The organism is Caproiciproducens sp. LBM24188 (assembly GCF_054130445.1).
This window is the reverse complement of sequence record NZ_CP196862.1, coordinates 37,542-54,529: the sequence shown is the minus strand read 5'-3', so window position 1 is coordinate 54,529 and position 16,988 is coordinate 37,542. Positions and strand designations below refer to the sequence as shown.

Annotated in this window: 12 protein-coding genes and 1 tRNA gene; 8 read left to right on the top strand and 5 right to left on the bottom strand. The window is 52.3% G+C overall.

Annotation, left to right across the window (positions count from 1 at the left end; translation table 11 throughout):
- The first annotated feature begins 202 nt into the window (after nt 1–202).
- The 5 genes from ACSVDI_RS00235 (at nt 203) to ACSVDI_RS00215 (ending at nt 3,208) form a co-directional block, all read left to right on the top strand.
- The gene (locus tag ACSVDI_RS00235) at nt 203–688 is read left to right on the top strand and encodes a sigma-70 family RNA polymerase sigma factor (RefSeq protein WP_457943841.1); all 486 of its coding nucleotides are present in this window, start codon (nt 203–205) and stop codon (nt 686–688) included.
- A complete protein-coding gene (locus ACSVDI_RS00230) occupies nt 681–2,075 on the top strand; it encodes a serpin family protein (protein ID WP_457943839.1) in 1,395 nt (464 codons plus the stop codon). Before ACSVDI_RS00235 ends, ACSVDI_RS00230 begins: the two co-directional genes overlap by 8 nt.
- A gap of 348 nt (nt 2,076–2,423) precedes the next feature.
- Nucleotides 2,424–2,500 (top strand) — tRNA-Arg (locus ACSVDI_RS00225).
- A gap of 245 nt (nt 2,501–2,745) precedes the next feature.
- Entirely contained in the window at nt 2,746–2,868 is a 123-nt protein-coding gene (locus ACSVDI_RS00220) for a hypothetical protein (RefSeq protein WP_457943838.1), read from the top strand.
- Nucleotides 2,855–3,208 (top strand): helix-turn-helix domain-containing protein, encoded by a 354-nt coding sequence (locus ACSVDI_RS00215; protein WP_457943837.1) that lies wholly within the window; start codon nt 2,855–2,857, stop codon nt 3,206–3,208. Before ACSVDI_RS00220 ends, ACSVDI_RS00215 begins: the two co-directional genes overlap by 14 nt.
- A gap of 54 nt (nt 3,209–3,262) precedes the next feature.
- Here ACSVDI_RS00215 and ACSVDI_RS00210 read toward each other — a convergent pair whose 3' ends face one another.
- A complete protein-coding gene (locus ACSVDI_RS00210; RefSeq protein ID WP_457943835.1) occupies nt 3,263–3,781 on the bottom strand; it encodes a QueT transporter family protein in 519 nt (172 codons plus the stop codon).
- Between the two features lie 350 nt (nt 3,782–4,131).
- Nucleotides 4,132–5,544, bottom strand: a complete 1,413-nt coding sequence (locus tag ACSVDI_RS00205) for a hemolysin family protein (protein ID WP_457943834.1) — start codon at nt 5,542–5,544, stop codon at nt 4,132–4,134.
- Nucleotides 5,545–5,901: 357 nt separating this feature from the next.
- On the opposite strand from ACSVDI_RS00205, the gene nifJ reads away from it, so the two are divergent.
- Both nifJ and ACSVDI_RS00195 read left to right on the top strand, forming a co-directional pair.
- A complete protein-coding gene (nifJ, locus tag ACSVDI_RS00200; protein WP_457943833.1) occupies nt 5,902–9,462 on the top strand; it encodes a pyruvate:ferredoxin (flavodoxin) oxidoreductase in 3,561 nt (1,186 codons plus the stop codon).
- A gap of 244 nt (nt 9,463–9,706) precedes the next feature.
- Nucleotides 9,707–11,995, top strand: coding sequence for a vitamin B12-dependent ribonucleotide reductase (locus ACSVDI_RS00195; protein WP_457943831.1), 2,289 nt, complete (start codon nt 9,707–9,709; stop codon nt 11,993–11,995).
- A gap of 111 nt (nt 11,996–12,106) precedes the next feature.
- On the opposite strand, the gene ACSVDI_RS00190 is transcribed toward ACSVDI_RS00195, so the two are convergent.
- On the bottom strand, nt 12,107–12,631 hold the full coding sequence (locus tag ACSVDI_RS00190; protein ID WP_457943830.1) for a cob(I)yrinic acid a,c-diamide adenosyltransferase: 525 nt from the start codon (nt 12,629–12,631) through the stop codon (nt 12,107–12,109).
- A gap of 183 nt (nt 12,632–12,814) precedes the next feature.
- Here ACSVDI_RS00190 and ACSVDI_RS00185 point away from each other — a divergent pair, with 183 nt between their 5' ends.
- Complete coding sequence (locus ACSVDI_RS00185) at nt 12,815–14,275, top strand: S1C family serine protease (protein ID WP_457943829.1); 1,461 nt, start codon at nt 12,815–12,817, stop codon at nt 14,273–14,275.
- Between the two features lie 57 nt (nt 14,276–14,332).
- On the opposite strand, the gene ACSVDI_RS00180 is transcribed toward ACSVDI_RS00185, so the two are convergent.
- Together ACSVDI_RS00180 and ACSVDI_RS00175 are read right to left on the bottom strand one after the other, a co-directional pair.
- Nucleotides 14,333–16,168 carry a serine hydrolase domain-containing protein gene (locus tag ACSVDI_RS00180; protein ID WP_457943828.1) on the bottom strand — a complete coding sequence of 612 codons (1,836 nt, stop codon included), beginning with the start codon at nt 16,166–16,168 and terminating at the stop codon, nt 14,333–14,335.
- 56 nt (nt 16,169–16,224) lie between these two features.
- Nucleotides 16,225–16,728 carry a hypothetical protein gene (locus ACSVDI_RS00175; RefSeq protein ID WP_457943826.1) on the bottom strand — a complete coding sequence of 168 codons (504 nt, stop codon included), beginning with the start codon at nt 16,726–16,728 and terminating at the stop codon, nt 16,225–16,227.
- Nucleotides 16,729–16,988 lie beyond the last annotated feature (260 nt).

Below are 16,988 nucleotides of genomic sequence, written 5' to 3'. Positions count from 1 at the left end.
GTTTGCAAGAAATATTTGTATCACTTTTATTCAAAAATGTTGCATACATCAAAAGGCATGGGTTGTCTGCAGCAGGCGCCGCAACCCACCTGTTCTGGGCTTGACGGCTTCGGATTATAAATGCAAAAATTTGCTCTTTTTATAAGACGGCTGCAAGATAACCGGCTGCTGGTTCGTATTAGAAGTGATAGGAGGCGAAAAGATGAGTATCACAGCGGATGGAAACGAAAACCTTCGGCACTGCCTCGATAAATATTCGGATATGGTTGTGCGCATTGCGTTTCAGAATCTAAAATGCATGGAGGACGCCGAAGATGTTGCGCAGGAGGTCTTTTTAAAGCTGATTACGGCAAGACCGGCGTTTGCTAGTGAGGAACACGAGAAGGCATGGTTTATTCGTGTTACCGTGAATCGGTGCAGGGACTGCCTGCGTTCCGCATGGTTCCGCCGGCATACCAATTTGCGGGAGGATATTCCTCACCGCGACGCAAGCCCCGATGTGCTGGACGCTGTCATGCGGCTGCCGGTGAACTACCGGAATGTCATTTATCTGCATTATTACGAGGATATGACGATCGCACAGATCGCTTCATCACTTGGGCAGAAAGAAAACACGATTGCCTCCTGGCTTTTCCGAGCGCGCAGCCGGCTAAAAAAATCTTTGGAAGGAGGATTTGACGATGAGTAAAACGAATCGCGAAATATACCGTGCCCAGATGGATGCAGTGAAAGCGTCACAGGCGCTGCGGCAGAAGATTGAACGTTTCGCAGCCGAACCGGCGCAAGAGAATCAAACGCCAAAGCGAAAGCACCGGAACTGGAAATATGCTGCCGCGGGGGCCATGGCCGCGGTGCTGGTTTGCGTGCTGCTGCTTGCCAGTTTTCCGTTCCCCGTTTCATCCTCATCCGGTATGGTAAACCTGATGGCCGGGATTTCCCCCCGCGCCCAGGCAGCCTCCGTTTCTGCGATGGATGAAAATTTTCTGCGCGCACAGGCGGATTTTTCCGTAAAGCTGCTCCAGAAAGCATCGGAAAAAGGAAAAAACAGTTTGGTTTCCCCGTTTTCCGTAACCTCTGCTCTGGCAATGACGGCCAATGGCGCCGATGGGAACACGCTCAGTCAGTTTCAGCAGCTTTTGGGCGGGGGAATCCCGCTGGAGGAGCTAAACCGGCAATACGCGGCTTGGGCAAACCGACTGACCGCGAACGGCAGCAAGCTGAAGTCTGCCAATTCTGTCTGGTACGGGAAAGACCGGGTAACGGTTCAAAAGGAGTTTCTCCGAAGCAATGCCGATTATTATAAAGCCGACGCTTATCAGGCGGATTTTGGCAGCAGAGACATCGTTGCGCAGATTAACGGCTGGGTCAAAAACCACACGGGCGGAAAAATCGATCGGGTTGTCCAGTCGGTGGACCCACAGACGGTCATGTATCTCATTAACGCGCTGTATTTTGAGGACGATTGGAGTTCTCCATATTATACCGGCGAAAACAAAGACTATGAAGAATTCCACACGCCGAACGGAACGGTAACACGGCAGTTTTTGACTTCCCGTGAAGATTACCTTCACGATAACCGCGCACAGGGGATGTATAAGCCGTTTCAGGATGAACGCTATGCTTTCGTTGCGATTCTCCCCAACGAGGGAATCGACTTGGATTCTTATGTCAGTGGATTGACCGGAGAGCAGTTTTTGAATTTGGTAAAATCGAAGGATGATCGAGCAGACTTTAAGCTGCCGAAATTCAAGTATGAATATGAAACGCAGTTGAATGAGTCCCTGAAAGCGCTTGGACTGACGGATGCGTTCCAGCCGGAGCAAGCCGATTTCAGCAAAATGGGCAGCACCCCGGGCGGCTCACTGTTTATAGGCAGTGTGCTGCACAAGACGTTCCTTCAGGTAGATGAAGCGGGTGCAAAGGCCGGGGCGGTCACGGAGGTCATGATGACGGTATCCTCTGCTCCGGAGGATTTCAAGAAAGTTGTTTTTAATCGTCCGTTTGTCTGTGCAATTGTGGATACACAGACCAATCTTCCGATTTTTCTCGGTACGGTCACCGACCCTTTGCAGTAAATTTTCCAGTTTCATCACGGCAGCGGACGAAATCCTCGCCCGCTGCTGCTTTCTGATCGGTAAGAAAAATCCGCCCTCTTTTAGGACGGATTTTTTGTTCAAAGACCTATGGCCCATTGCCACTGGACTTATTTTATTCGAAATCCGGCACATCCTTGGTTTTTAAAGGAAACCGGATTGCCCTTTGGAGCTTGAAAAGGGGATTCGCATCTTATTTAGAGAATCTGCATGACGGAATAGCGGCCTAAAATAGCATACTATTAAATAAGTACACACAGGGTACGCTTCATTTTTGCGTTCGGTTGTTGACTTCCAGCCTGATTGTGTTATAATAGTAAAGCTATATTTCCGCCCGTAGCGAAGCTGGATATCGCAGCAGATTCCGATTCTGAAGGCCGGGGGTTCGAATCCCTCCGGGCGGGCCAACCAAAAGAGCTCCGGCAATTCTTGCCGGAGCTCTTCGTTTTCGCGGGAACTGCGCGGTGATGACGCAGTTCCCGGAAAATCTAGTCATCTCAAAAACAAAAAAATCCATGTGTCGGCCTTGGACCTATCACATGGATTTTTTTCATATCAGTATTAAAGAGTAAAAATATGATAGTGGCACATGCGTGGAAAAAGCATTCTGCACACTATGACCATACTGAAGGACTGCGGTGGGAGTAGGCCATTGGCTGGAGCGAGCAGTATCAGAATGATGGCATTTTCCAGCTATTCCAGATTGTCCGCTTTTTCCGGCGGCAGCGGAACCATGCGGAGTTCCGGCGTTGGTGATATCAATGGAAAAGTATAAACGGATTCGTGCACTGCGTGAGGACGCAGATTTAACGCAGGAAAAGGTTGGTAGGGCAATCAATATTCCTCAACGCAGCTATGCCTACTATGAAAGCGGCCAGCGGATGATTCCGCCACACGTTCTTTGTGCTTTGGCAGACTTCTACGACGTTAGTGTGGACTATATTTTAGGGCGTACTAACAACAAAAAACCAACTGATAGTATAACCCGATGGGTATCGTGCATATCCTCCTGCTGCTGGGGAACGTCTGCCTTTTTCTGGTGTTTTCCCGCACGTCATTCCGAGTGCAGTACGGCGCGTTCGTCCCATGAGAACAGGATAAACGCGCCGCCATGAAAGATTATTCTTCGCCTCTATGGAATGGGGCGACATAAAAGCCGCCGTTTTCTGCTACCGGACGTACCACCGGATAGCGGTTTTTTCCAAAGCAGCTGCCAAGGGAAGGCCGAGCGCATAGCAGACAACCAGTTCTCCTGCCCCTACGCTCAGAAAAGCGCTCCAGAATCCGGCCCACAGAAAGCCGCCGGGGGTAAACCAAGCGATCTCCGCCCCGATGATGACCGCGTTGAACAGAACCGGCGGAAGCGGAGCAAGAATTGGGATATTTTTAATACGGATGTTTCGCACCATCCTGGTTCCAATGGTCGCCAGTAGCGTAGCAAGCGTTCCGAAGACAATATCTGCGACTCCGTAGTTGCTCCATAGATTGGAAAGCAGGCACCCAAGCGCCAGGCCGGGAACCGCCGCCGGTGTGAAAATCGGCAGAATGGTCAGCGCTTCGGAAAAGCGAAACTGCACCGGGCCGTAAGCCAGGTTGAGCGTCGCTGCCAGCAGGGTCAGGACGGTGTAGATTGCAGCAATCACGGCGCCCTGCGCCAGATACTGCGTCTTTGTGAGTTGTGCTTTCATTTTGTTTTCCTCCGTAGTTTTGTTTTTCGGGAACATCCTTGGAACAAGGCAGCAGGTCTTACCGGAATCCGCGTAAAAGACCGTATATGTATCATATCGATGGACAGACGGTCTTCGGATGGTAAAACGCACCGGATGCACAGCCGATGTTCCCCGGTCAGGATATTGCGAACTGACCGTGGTTTTGCCGTTTTGGCTTTCTGCGCGGGGTTCCGTTTCCGGATTCGCCAGGCGTATTCCCAAACGGCAACGACATTAATCATACTGCAATCCGGGAATAAAAGCAATCCCTCCGAGACGAAAACAGGGCCGCCCCCAATTCGGGACAGCCCTGATTTTTATTTTGATGGTTACTCGAGTTCCTCATCGCTCTTTTTCGGTTTTGTATCCTTAATTTCAGGATGCTTTTCAATTAAAATCTGGGCAATGCGGCGATCCTCCACCTCTTGAACGGTTAAGGTCAGGTTGCGCACGGTTACGCTGGGGTGTTCACCCGGGTCCGGAATACGCCCAAGCATTTCCACCACCAAGCCCGCAATGGTGTCGTAATCCCCTTCCGGAAGGTCGATGCCGACCAAATCGGAAATTTCATCGATATTGGTGGCCCCGTCCACGGTGAATGAGTTATCGGAAACCTTATGGATTTCTTCTTCCTCATGGTCATATTCATCCTGAATGTTGCCCACGATAGCCTCCAGCAGGTCTTCCATGGTCACAAGACCCTCGGTGCCGCCGTATTCATCCACTACAACGGCAATCTGCGTGTGGCGCTCCGACATTTCGGTAAAAAGGGAACTGCAGCGCTTGGTGGAGGGCACAAAATAAGGGGTGCGCATCAAGGAGGTCAGTTTAATGTTGCTGTCAACCTGACTTCCCACATACTGAAGCAGGTCCTTCACGTAAATAATACCCAGAATATTATCCAGATCCTCATGATACAGGGGAATTCGGGAATACCCCCGTTCGATGGAAAGGTTGACCACATCCTGGAGGGTGGCGGTGTCTTCCACGGCAGCGACCTCGGTGCGGTGCGTCATGATTTCGCTGGCGGTCAGGTCGCTGAAATCGAAGATGTTCGAAATCATGTCCTTTGCAGTTTCGCCGATGACCCCTTTTTCTTCGCCGGCGTCCACCATCATCAGAATTTCTTCCTCGGTGACGGTCTCTTCCGAAGAATTTGGGTCAATGCCGATCATTTTCAGGACAACGTTGGTAGAAAAAGTTAGAAAGGAGATGAATGGATTAAACACAACGGAGGTTCCGTTCAGGATTCCGACAAATTTAAAGGAAAGCTCTTCCGCTTTCTGCATCGCGATTTTTTTCGGGACCAGTTCCCCGAACACGAGCGAGAAATAGGAGAGCAGAATGGTAATAATTACAGTGGAAGTTCCGTAAATGACGCTCTCGGACAACGGCAGGAAAGAAAGTGCAGAGGCCAAATCCCCTGCAAAGCTTTGCGATGCTGAAGCGGAGGTTAAGAATCCGCTCACGGTTACGCCAACCTGAATCGTTGCAAGAAAGCGGCTGGAGTTTTCTGTCAGCTTCAGCAGTTTGGCCGCTTTGGCGTTGCCATCCTCAGCCATTTTTCGAATCTTGTTGTCGTTTAACGTAATAACTGCGATTTCACTTGCGGCGAAAAAAGCGTTGACCAAAACAAGAAGGATGAGAATAAGTATGGATATGATCGCGTTCGGCTCAGTTGAAGTAACGACCGGCTGCGCGGCCAACAGGTGTGCCCAAGAGCCGTCAGGTTCCGATGGCATAAATTTACCCCTTTCGATCTTTCGATGAAAGATCCTAAATCTTTTTTGTTATGGTAATTATAATTGTATCTTATTTTTCCTTTCCTTGTCAAACCGTCTGCGGGCGCACCGCACCATGCGGCGCGAGCAAAGCGGACGGTACAGGGACGTGACCGGAAAATGCGGCGTTCCTGCGCACAAAACCGCGCAAAAACAAGCGAAAAGGTCCAAATCATAGATTGCTAAATGTTTCGAGTTTCTATTCCTATTTTGCGGAGTTATCCTTTACATATAAGGGAAAAGATGATAAAATCATCTTGGTACAGTGCGGGTAGTTGTGCCGTGTTAATAATTATCCTTAAGGAGGAAAATGATGATATGGATTCTCGTAAGATGAAGACCATGGATGGCAATAACGCCGCCGCGCATGTTTCATATGCGTTCACAGACGTTGCTGCCATTTACCCAATCACGCCGTCTTCCGTTATGGCGGATGAGACGGACAAGTATGCTGCTGCTGGCAGAAAAAATTTATTTGGCAGAGAAGTTAAAGTAACGGAAATGCAGTCCGAAGCCGGTGCGGCTGGTGCAGTTCACGGCTCTCTTGCAGCCGGTGCCCTTACCACCACATTCACCGCTTCTCAGGGACTTCTTTTGATGATCCCGAACATGTACAAGATGGCTGGCGAATTCCTGCCTAGTGTCATTCATGTTTCTGCGCGTTCCGTTTCCACACATGCGCTGTGCATTTTCGGTGACCATTCCGATATTTATGCCTGCCGCCAGACCGGTTATGCGATGCTGTGCTCCAACAGCCCGCAAGAGGTCATGGACCTTGGCGCCGTGGCTCATCTTTCCGCCATTAAAGGCAGGGTTCCTTTCCTTCACTTCTTTGACGGCTTCCGTACTTCCCATGAAGTACAGAAGATTCACATGTGGGATTACAAGGACCTTGGCGAAATGCTGGATTGGGATGCTGTTGCTGCATTCCGCCGCCGCGCGTTGAATCCGGAACATCCTGTAACACGCGGCACCGCCCAGAACGACGACTTCTTCTTCCAGGCAAGCGAAGCGGGCAACAAGTACTACGACGCGCTGCCGGAAGTTGTTGTTGATTATATGAATCAGGTCAATGCCAGAATCGGCACCGACTACAAGCCGTTCAACTACTACGGCGCACCGGATGCGGAGCGGGTTATCATTGCAATGGGTTCCGTCTGCGAAACAGCGGAAGAAGTTGTGGATTACCTTAACGCTGCCGGGGACAAGGTCGGCCTGATTAAAGTAAGACTTTATCGTCCTTTCGTTGCAAAATATCTGCTTGACGTTATGCCGAAGACCGTTAAGAAGATTTCCGTGCTTGACCGTACAAGAGAGCCCGGCTCCATCGGCGAACCGCTTTATCTTGACGTTCTGGCTGCTCTTAATGGCACTGAATTCGGTGTGGTTCCGGTTTACACCGGCCGTTATGGCCTTGGTTCCAAGGACACCACCCCGGGCCAGATTGTTGCCGTTTACCGCAACATGGAAAGCGACACACCGAAGAAGCGCTTCACCATTGGCATCACTGACGATGTGACCCATCTTTCCCTGGAAGTCAAGGAAAACCCGGATACCACTCCGGCGGGTACACATTCCTGCAAATTCTGGGGCCTTGGCGCAGACGGCACCGTTGGCGCAAACAAGAACTCCATCAAGATCATCGGCGACCACACCGATATGTACGCACAGGGTTACTTCGCTTACGACTCCAAAAAGTCCGGCGGCCTGACGGTTTCCCATCTGCGTTTCGGCAAAAAGCCGATCAAATCCACCTATTATATCAGCAAGGCTGACTTTGTTGCCTGCCACAAGCCCTCCTATGTCGACGAGTACGACATGGTTCAGGACCTGAAAAAGGGCGGCAGCTTCCTTCTGAACTGCCAGTGGAGCGACGAAGAACTCGACGAGAAGCTCCCGGGCAAGATGAAGAAGTATATCGCAGAGAACGACATCAATTTCTACACCATCGACGGCGTAAAGCTGGGTAAAGAAATTGGTCTGGGCGGCAGAATCAACACCATTCTCCAGTCCGCGTTCTTCACCATTGCGAACATCATTCCTTCCGAGCAGGCTATTCAATATATGAAAGAGGCTGCAGAGCATTCCTATGCGAAGAAGGGCCAGAAGATCGTTGACATGAACTTTGCCGCTATCGAGCGCGGTGCCAAGGAATTCCACAAGGTCAAAGTGCCGGAATCCTGGAAGAACTGCACCGATGACTCCAAGGTAAAGGTTGAGACCGAGGGCAGACCGGAAACACTGAAATATGTGAACGAGGTTCTGACTCCGGCCAACAAATATAAGGGCAACGAACTGCCGGTTTCCACCTTTGTCGACATGGCGGACGGCACCGTTCCCGCAGGCTCTTCCGCTTACGAGAAGCGCCACATCGCAATTGATATTCCGGAATGGAATCCGGACAACTGCATCCAGTGTAACTTCTGCTCTTATGTGTGCCCGCACGCTGTTATTCGCCCCGCTGTTATGACGGAAGCCGAAGCAGCCGCCGCGCCGAAGAGCCAGAAGATGAAGGACATGACCGGTATGCCGGGCATGAAGTTCGCCATTACCATTTCCGCTTACGACTGCACAGGCTGCGGTTCCTGCGCAAACGTATGCCCGGGCATGAAGGGTGCAAAAGCGCTCACCATGAAGCCCGCCGAAACCCAGCTTGTCAGCCAGGAAGGCTTTAACTACGGTCGTTCTCTGCCGGAGAAGCCCGAAGTGCTTGAGAAGTTCAAGGATACAACCGTGAAGGGCAGCCAGTTCAAGCAGCCGCTGCTTGAGTTCTCCGGCGCATGCGCAGGCTGCGGCGAAACTCCTTACGCAAAGCTTGTTACTCAGCTGTTCGGCGACCGTATGTATATTGCTAACGCAACCGGATGCTCCTCCATTTGGGGCGGTTCCGCACCGGCAACTCCTTACACCGTTAACAAGCAGGGCCACGGTCCGGCATGGAGCAACTCCCTGTTTGAAGACAACGCAGAATATGGCTACGGCATGACGCTCGCCCAGAACGCAATTCGCGGCAGACTGGCCGAGTATGTAGAAACCATGGCAGCTTCCGCGGATGCTTCCGCAGAGCTGAAAGAAGCCGCAAAGAATTATCTTGCGACTGCAACCGACAGCAAGGCAAACCGCCCTGCAACCGACGCGTTGATTGTAGAGCTGGAAAAGGCTGCTTCCGGTTCCGGCGAACTGGCCGAACTTGCGAAGAAGACCCTTGCAGACAAGGATTACCTCGCGAAGAAGTCCATGTGGATCTTCGGCGGCGACGGCTGGGCCTATGATATCGGCTTCGGCGGCCTCGACCACGTGCTGGCTTCCGGTGAGAATGTCAATGTTTTGGTGTTCGATACCGAGGTTTACTCCAATACCGGCGGACAGGCTTCTAAGTCTACCCCGATCGGCTCCGTGGCTCAGTTCGCGGCAACCGGTAAGGGCATTAAGAAGAAGGACCTGGCCGGCATGCTGATGAGCTATGGTTACGTCTATGTTGCTCATGTTGCTATGGGCGCAGACTACAACCAGTGCTTGAAAGCCTTCCATGAGGCAGAAAGCTACAATGGCCCGTCCATCATCATCGCCTACGCACCGTGCATCAACCACGGCATCAAGGGCGGCATGGGTATCTCCCAGACCGAAGAGAAGAAGGCAGTGGAAGCCGGTTACTGGCAGAACTACCGCTTCGATCCGCGTCTTGCGGCAGAGGGCAAGAATCCGTTCCATCTCGACAGCAAGGCGCCGACCGCCAGCTATCGCGACTTCATTATGGGCGAGGTTCGTTACAACTCTTTGACCCGTGCATTCCCGGAACGTGCAGAAACACTCTTCCAGGAAGCAGAGAAGGTCGCAGCGGAAACCTACGATCATCTCACAAAACTTTCCAACATGTAATTTCTTTACGGTACCGTTACGGGGCCCCGGCGTACGCTGCAGCGTGCGCCGGGGCCTTTTGTGTTTTCCGGCTGTTTCATGGTTCAGCTGTCACAAAGTTGGTGGCTGTGTATAAAACTGGAAAAAATAATTGTTACTTTTCATCCACGGAACTTAATCACAACCTATTGACATAATACTTTTGAGTGATACAATATATAGTATATTATTTGCGCTGATGCATGATACATTAAGGGGGAGCGATATGGTTGTTTCGGAAAATGCACAGAGGGTGCTGGAAAAGCGATATTTAGTAAAGGATGAAAACGGGAATCCTGTGGAAACGGTGGACGAGCTGTTCCACCGTGTGGCGCACGCCATTGCCCAGTCGGACAAGCGGTACGCCCCGGATGCCGACTTGGGAGAAACCGAAGAGATTTTTTATCGAATGATGACCGAACTGGAATTTCTTCCGAATTCTCCAACGCTGATGAACGCCGGGCGTCCGCTCGGGCAGCTTTCCGCCTGCTTTGTCCTTCCAGTTGAGGACAGCATGGAGGATATTTTTGAGGCGATTAAGCAGGCGGCACTGATTCATAAATCCGGCGGCGGAACCGGATTTTCGTTTTCCCGCCTGCGCCCGAAGGGGAGCACGGTCAACTCCACCGGCGGGGTAGCCTCCGGCCCGATTAGCTTTATGAAGGTGTTCAATATGGCGACCGAGGCTGTCAAACAGGGCGGCACACGGCGCGGCGCGAACATGGGGATTCTGCGGGTGGACCATCCGGATATTCTGGAATTTATTGATTGTAAGGCAAACAACAATGAAATTAATAACTTCAATATTTCCGTCGGCCTGACCGAAGCCTTTATGAATGCCGTGGAACAGAACGCGGATTATGACCTGATTGAACCGCACACCAAACAGAAGGTGGGCAGCCTGCATGCGCGCACGGTGTTCGAACGGATTGTGGATGCGGCCTGGCGCAACGGGGAACCCGGAATTATCTTCTTGGACCGCCTGAACCGGGATAACATAGTGCCTTCGCAGGGAGAAATCGAATCCACCAACCCTTGCGGGGAACAGCCGCTTCTTCCCTATGAATCGTGCAATCTCGGCTCCATCAATCTGACGAAAATGCTGAAGCAGACGGACGGCCGCTATGAGTTTGACTGGGACAAGCTGAAGCAAACGGTGAAAAACGCCGTGCATTTTCTGGATAACGTGATTGACGCAAACCGGTATCCGTTGAAAAAAATCGACGAGGTGACGAAGCAGACGCGGAAAATCGGACTTGGCATTATGGGCTGGGCCGACAGTCTGCTGCTCATGGGCATTCCGTACAATACGGAGGAGGCCATTGCCCTCGGCGAAAAGGTGATGCGCTTTATTTCGGAACAGGGTCGGCAGGAAAGCGCGGAACTGGCTAAAACACGCGGTGCGTTCCCGCTGTTTGAGCAGAGCATTCTGCCAAAGGAGGTTCCGCAGCGCAACGCTACCATTACCACCATTGCCCCGACCGGAACACTTTCCATTATTGCGGGATGTTCCAGCGGTGTGGAGCCGATTTTCGGCTACGTGTTTATCCGCAACATTATGGACGGGACGGAAATGATTGAGGTGAACCCCATCCTGAAAGCGGAGCTGGAAAAGCGGGGCCTGTATTCCGAAGCGCTGATGAAGCGCATTGCCAAGGAGGGCACCATCGCCCATATTGAGGAACTTCCGGAAGATCTGCGTCGCGTATTTGTTTCGGCACATGATATCTACCCGGAGGACCATATCCGGATGCAGGCGGCGTTTCAGAGGGCGACCGACAACGCGGTTTCCAAAACGGTCAATTTCCCGAATTCCGCTACCAGGGAAGATGTGGCCCAGGTGTACCGGCTCGCGTTTCAGCTGGGCTGCAAGGGCGTTACCATTTACCGCGACGGCAGTCGCAGTGAGCAGGTGTTGAACATCGGCAAAGTCAAAAAGGACGGCGAAACGGCCGCGCAGGAAACGGCCCGCATTACGCCGCGGCCACGCCCTGATACCGTGATTGGGGTAACCGAACGGGTCAAAATCGGCTGTGGAAACCTGTATATTACGGTCAATTACGATGACCAGGGGATTTGCGAAGTGTTCACCAATACCGGGAAAGCGGGTGGATGCCCCTCCCAGTCCGAAGCGACCGCCAGGCTTGCCTCCGTTGCGCTGCGCAGCGGAATCGACGTAAAGAGCATTGTGGACCAGCTGAAGGGAATCCGCTGCCCGTCCACCATCCGCCAGCCGGGGTTGAAATGTACCTCCTGCCCCGATGCCATCGCCAAGACCATTGAGCGAGTTTACCGCGAGCAGGTGGAGTTAGGCCGCTGGCCGTCATCGCCGGAAATGCAGTCCCGCCCGATGCCGGTTCCGGGGAAAACGGAACAGCCGGAACCACCGGTACAGCGCCGCTGGCACGGAGACGGCTCCGAGGGGCTGCACTTCTGCCCGGAATGCGGTGCGAAGCTGGAGCACGAGGGTGGCTGCGTCATGTGCCGCCAGTGCGGATTTTCCAAATGCGGCTAAAAGGACGGCTGAACAATTTCACCCCAATTTACTCATATAAAATACAAAACGGCGGCAACCGAATTTTCGGTTGCCGCCGTCTTTCTGTGTGACAGGGCTCTACCAGGAACCTTAAAATTCAACCCCTTTGCGCGCCGGGACATTTCGGTCGAACGGGTGCTTTACCTTTTTAATTTCTGAAACATAGTCCGCCAGCTCCATAATTTTGGGGTCGGGGTTCCGGCCGGTCAGCACCAACTCTAACTCCGGCGGCTTATGCCGGATAAAATCCGAGACTACTTCCGGCGCCAGAAGCCCAGCACCACAGGCAGCAAAGACCTCGTCCAGAATCAGCAGGTCACATTCACCCTGTTTGGCAGCGCCGACGGCCTGCGCAAACCGCTCCCGGCACTGTTCCGCAGCCTCACGCAGTTCCTCTTCGTTCATCTGGAACGTAAATTTTATTTGATCCGGGTTCAGCGTTACGGTGAATCCGGGTATCTTTTCCAGAATATTCCGTTCGCCGGAATCGCTCCCTTTTAAGAATTGGGTCAGCAAAACGCGCTTTCCCCTGCCGCACGCGCGGATTCCCAGACCAATGGCGGCGGTGGTTTTCCCCTTTCCGTCCCCGCAGTAAATATGAGTTAATCCGGTCATTTTCATCCTCCTTTTCTAGGTTTATCGGTGCCGCTCCTTCTGTGGTTTGTTCATAAACAGGTAAAAATATAGTAACATATTTTTCTTGCCTTTGTCATAGAAATATAAACTGCATATCACATTATTTTCACATTGCTCCCGCATAATAAAAGCACAAAAACAAGAAAGAAAGGGAATGATGGCATGTACCCTCCTTTTAATCATAACGATAATGAAAACAATAACTCGAATTTAACCAACCCGAATTCAAGTGCGGAGAACCGCTCCAACACGAACCCGTATCAGGCGGAAAACGGGGGAAACTACACACAGTGGCAGGGTAACAATTACCGTTATGTGCGGCCCCCGCAGCAGCCGGTGCCGCCCGGCCACAATTCGGGTTACGGCTGGCAGCGCCCCCCGCAGCAGCCGGAATTTGTTCGCGCGGAGGTGGTGCCGAAAAAGAAGAGCAAAGGTAAAAAAACAGCAGTGAAGGTGCTAGCCGGCTTTATGGCCTGCCTGATGATTTCTGCGGGTTCCGTCTTCGGCTTTGTCCAGCTGGTGAACAATGGTACCATTCAGTTGAAGTCCTCCTCCGACAGCACCGCACCGGCGTTCACCATCAATAAGGTGATAGACAGCACCACAAAAGCCACGAATACTTCCACCACCGGGCAGCTTACACTACAGGCCATCGCACAAAAGGTTATTCCTTCTGTGGTATGCATCCAAAACTACCAGGTAACCCGGAATGCGCGCTTCACACAGGGCTTTTTGGCAGGAAACGATACCAACAACGGAACGGACAGTGACAACAGCACGGTTTCCCCGGCAAGCGAAGGCTCCGGCATTATTACGACGAGCGACGGTTATATTATTACCAACGCGCATGTAGTGGCAGACGCTACGTCCCTGAAAGTAATTCTTTCCAACGGGACCAAATATGAAGCAAAACTGATCGGAAGCGACAATGTGACGGATCTTGCGGTTGTGAAAATAGACGCCACCGGCCTGACCCCCGCGGAATTTGGTTCATCGGATGACCTGAAGGTAGCAGATACCGTAATGGCAGTCGGCAACCCCGGCGGCATGGAATTCAACTCCAGCGTTACCGTTGGCTATGTTTCCGCGCTGAACCGCGAAATCACCAACTCTGAAACGGGCTATACCATGAAGTGCATCCAGACGGATGCGGCGATTAACCCCGGCAACTCGGGTGGGGCACTGGTGAACATGTACGGCCAGGTCATTGGCATCAATTCCTCGAAAATTGTGGCGACCGGCTACGAAGGCCTCGGCTTCTCCATTCCGATCAACTTGGCGCAGCCCGTCATCAGCAACCTGAAACAGTACGGCTATGTGAAGGACCGCGCAGTGCTTGGAATTTCCGGCCAGTTTATCGACAATGTAACGGCCCGGTTCTACAACCTGCCCACCGGCATGTACGTCAGCTCCGTAACCAGCAGCGAAGTGACGAAGGCCGGCATTAAAAAGGGCGATGTTATCACGAAGATCGACAATAAGGCAGTTACCAGCCAGAATGTTATTACCGCCGTTGTGACCGCGAAAAAACCCGGTGATACGGTAACGCTCAGCGTAACCAGTGCGTTGACCGGGGAAAGCTTTACCGCTACGGTAAAACTGACCCAGGCAACGGGAAAATAATTGGTAATAAATTAATTTGGTCCCCCCAGTAAAAAAGGAGTGCCGCAAAATGAAGGTTCATTCATTTTGCGGCACTCCTTTTTCCCTTTCACGCTGGGTCAGCGTTCCCTTTGTGCGCGGGAGCACCAGACTGTTCAGCCGGTCCGTCATACGCTGGCTGCGTACAGCGTCACGAATCATTTTTTCAATGGTGTTGCCGCTGCCGCCCACCAGGTTGAACAGCATTTCGGTAGCGGTTTTTACGCTGGGCAGTTCATTAAAGCGAATGTACACGCGGTTGCCGTAAAAAACAAATTTTATCATTCGTGTACACGGGGTTTCCAAAAAGGAAACGAACAGCTTCAGCACGGGCCGGTCGTCCTCGTCCGTAGTAAGCCGTGCGGTTGCACCGACGGCGTAAACTTCGTCGTGTATGGTGACGGTCCCCGTGCGGGGCGTGCCGTCCATGCCAGCTTCCACCATGTTGACCGTGTCTTCGTCATAGAAAGTAATACAGCAAGAGCCGGGTTCAAAGGCAAAGTCCACCTGAGTGAGCCCGCTGCAAAAGTTATTGGTTACACACTGAAGAATCAGGGGCATCAGCGAACCGTAGCCGGGTTCCGTCCGGTAGGTTCTTCCATTCAGTGCACTGGCCGTGGGAGAAAGCCGGTCAGTCGCAGGGCGCGGCAGGACGCGGCGTGCCAAATCGCCGAGGAAACTGGCCGGTTCCTTTTTCGGTGCGGTTTCGTGAATGGTGTAAAGATGGCTCAGCGTATTCTTCAGCGCGCGCAGATGCCGGAGGTTATTGGGGAGCGGTTTTTCAGAAAAGGTGGGCGCATTGTCGCCAAAATAGCGTTCGATAATTTCGGCGGAACAGTCAGTGAACAAATGGGGACTTCCGCTGGTAACGGCAATTACCATGTCGCGCTGTGGAAGCACAATCACGTACTGCCCGAACAATCCGTTAAACTGGTATGCGCCCTGCGCGCCGAAATCCCAGAGCTGGTAGCCGTAGCCCCGGCGGTTGTCTCCATCGCCGGCTGGAAGCTCTGTTTTTACAGATTTCTGAATCCAGTCCTCGGGCACCAGCTGTGTCATTTTTCCGTTTACCATCCAGCGGCCGCCCTGCAGATAAAGCTGGCCCAGTTTTGCCATGTCTGCAATGCGCAGATAAAGCCCCCAGCCGCCTTTTTCAATCCCCATGGGGCAGGTTTCCCACAGCGGGGTTTGAATGCCCAGCGGTTCGTACAGGCGGGGCGTAAGGTACTCCGTCAGGCTCATACCGGACCTTTTGCATACAATTGCACTTAACAGATAGGAATTCATGCTGTTGTAGCTGAATTCACTGCCAGGCTCATACAGGCAGTCGGACTGCAGAAAGGCGCGTACCCAGTCTTTTTCCACGGCGGAGCCGGCTTCGTTGAATTTAATTCCGCTGGTCATGTTCAGCAGGTGCAGAACGGTAATGGAATTAATGCGCGGGCTGCGCAGAAACGAAACCCGGTCGGAGAAAATATCCACAATCTTCTCATCTGTGGAAAGCAGGCCGTCGCGTACCAGCATTCCTACCGCCATGCCGGTGATGCTTTTGGAAAGCGAAAACATCATGTGGGGGTACGCGGCGGTGTACGGCTGAAAGTCACCCTGTGCAATCACCTTTCCATGCCGCAGAATCATAACACCGTGCACCTGAATTTGGTCGCACTGGTCGAGCTCCTCGAAAAACTTCCGGATGTACTCGCTCGAAATGCCTACACTTTCCGGCGTTGCGTGGGGCAGCCCGCCGAGTGGCGGCTGCTGCGTGCTCGATTTTTTCTGGGGGAAAAACGGGTAAGGCGTGATATGCCGCAGGTCGCCGCGCACGAATTTCAGCATAAGGTCGGAAACTTTCATTTGCGAAATAACATCCAGCATAAATCAGCCCTCCTGTTATTGGATCGCGGGGTTGGACAATTCGGATTTTATTATGCTTACCGGCCGGCTTTGAACCGGTGGGCCTCCATGGATTCCGCTACCAATGCCTTGTAGTCCGTGTCATTCTCCGGTGGTGGTTCACCGTGTAATCCAAATTTGAGCTTCAGCCGATCACAGGCCTGCGGGAGCATGGCATTCAGTTCTTCCGGATGATCCGGCAGCAGCACAATCGCCTGATTCAGGCTTTCAATTAGGTAGCCAGACATATCCCTGCCGGTAAGCCGGAGTACGCGTTTCGGTTCCCCATGTGCGTCCAGCGGAATATGCAGAGTTTCAAAAATGGGATTCGCGGCGCAGGGCCGGGCTTCTGTTCCCCCGCTTACAACAAACACGATGGGGTGCTTTTCCAGCAGGACCGCCATGGCGGGGCTTAGGCCAGTCTGTTTGGCGCAAATTTTTACGCTGGCCGCGTTTACACCATAATATTGCAGATAATGACTCAACTGCTTTTGGCACAGCGAAGTTTTTCGCGCGAGATAAAATAAGATTCCTGCATTCATTGGCTTCACTCCATGGCGTTCAAGTGCCTTAATAAAATGGATGAGTAAAAACAGATGGGCTGTTGGCGGTTCAGGTCAGCAACCCTTTTTTACGGCCTGCTGTTAGGTCGCACGGGTGCGCTTCCGCCGTATTTGTGGTACCAACAGTCGGGGCAAACCGTTTGGTTGTTGTAAAGAATTATGGCGGAAATCCACCTGAGCGCTTTCCCCGGCGCACACCTTACGGGCGGCCACTACTTTGCGAAATTCCGGGAATTTGT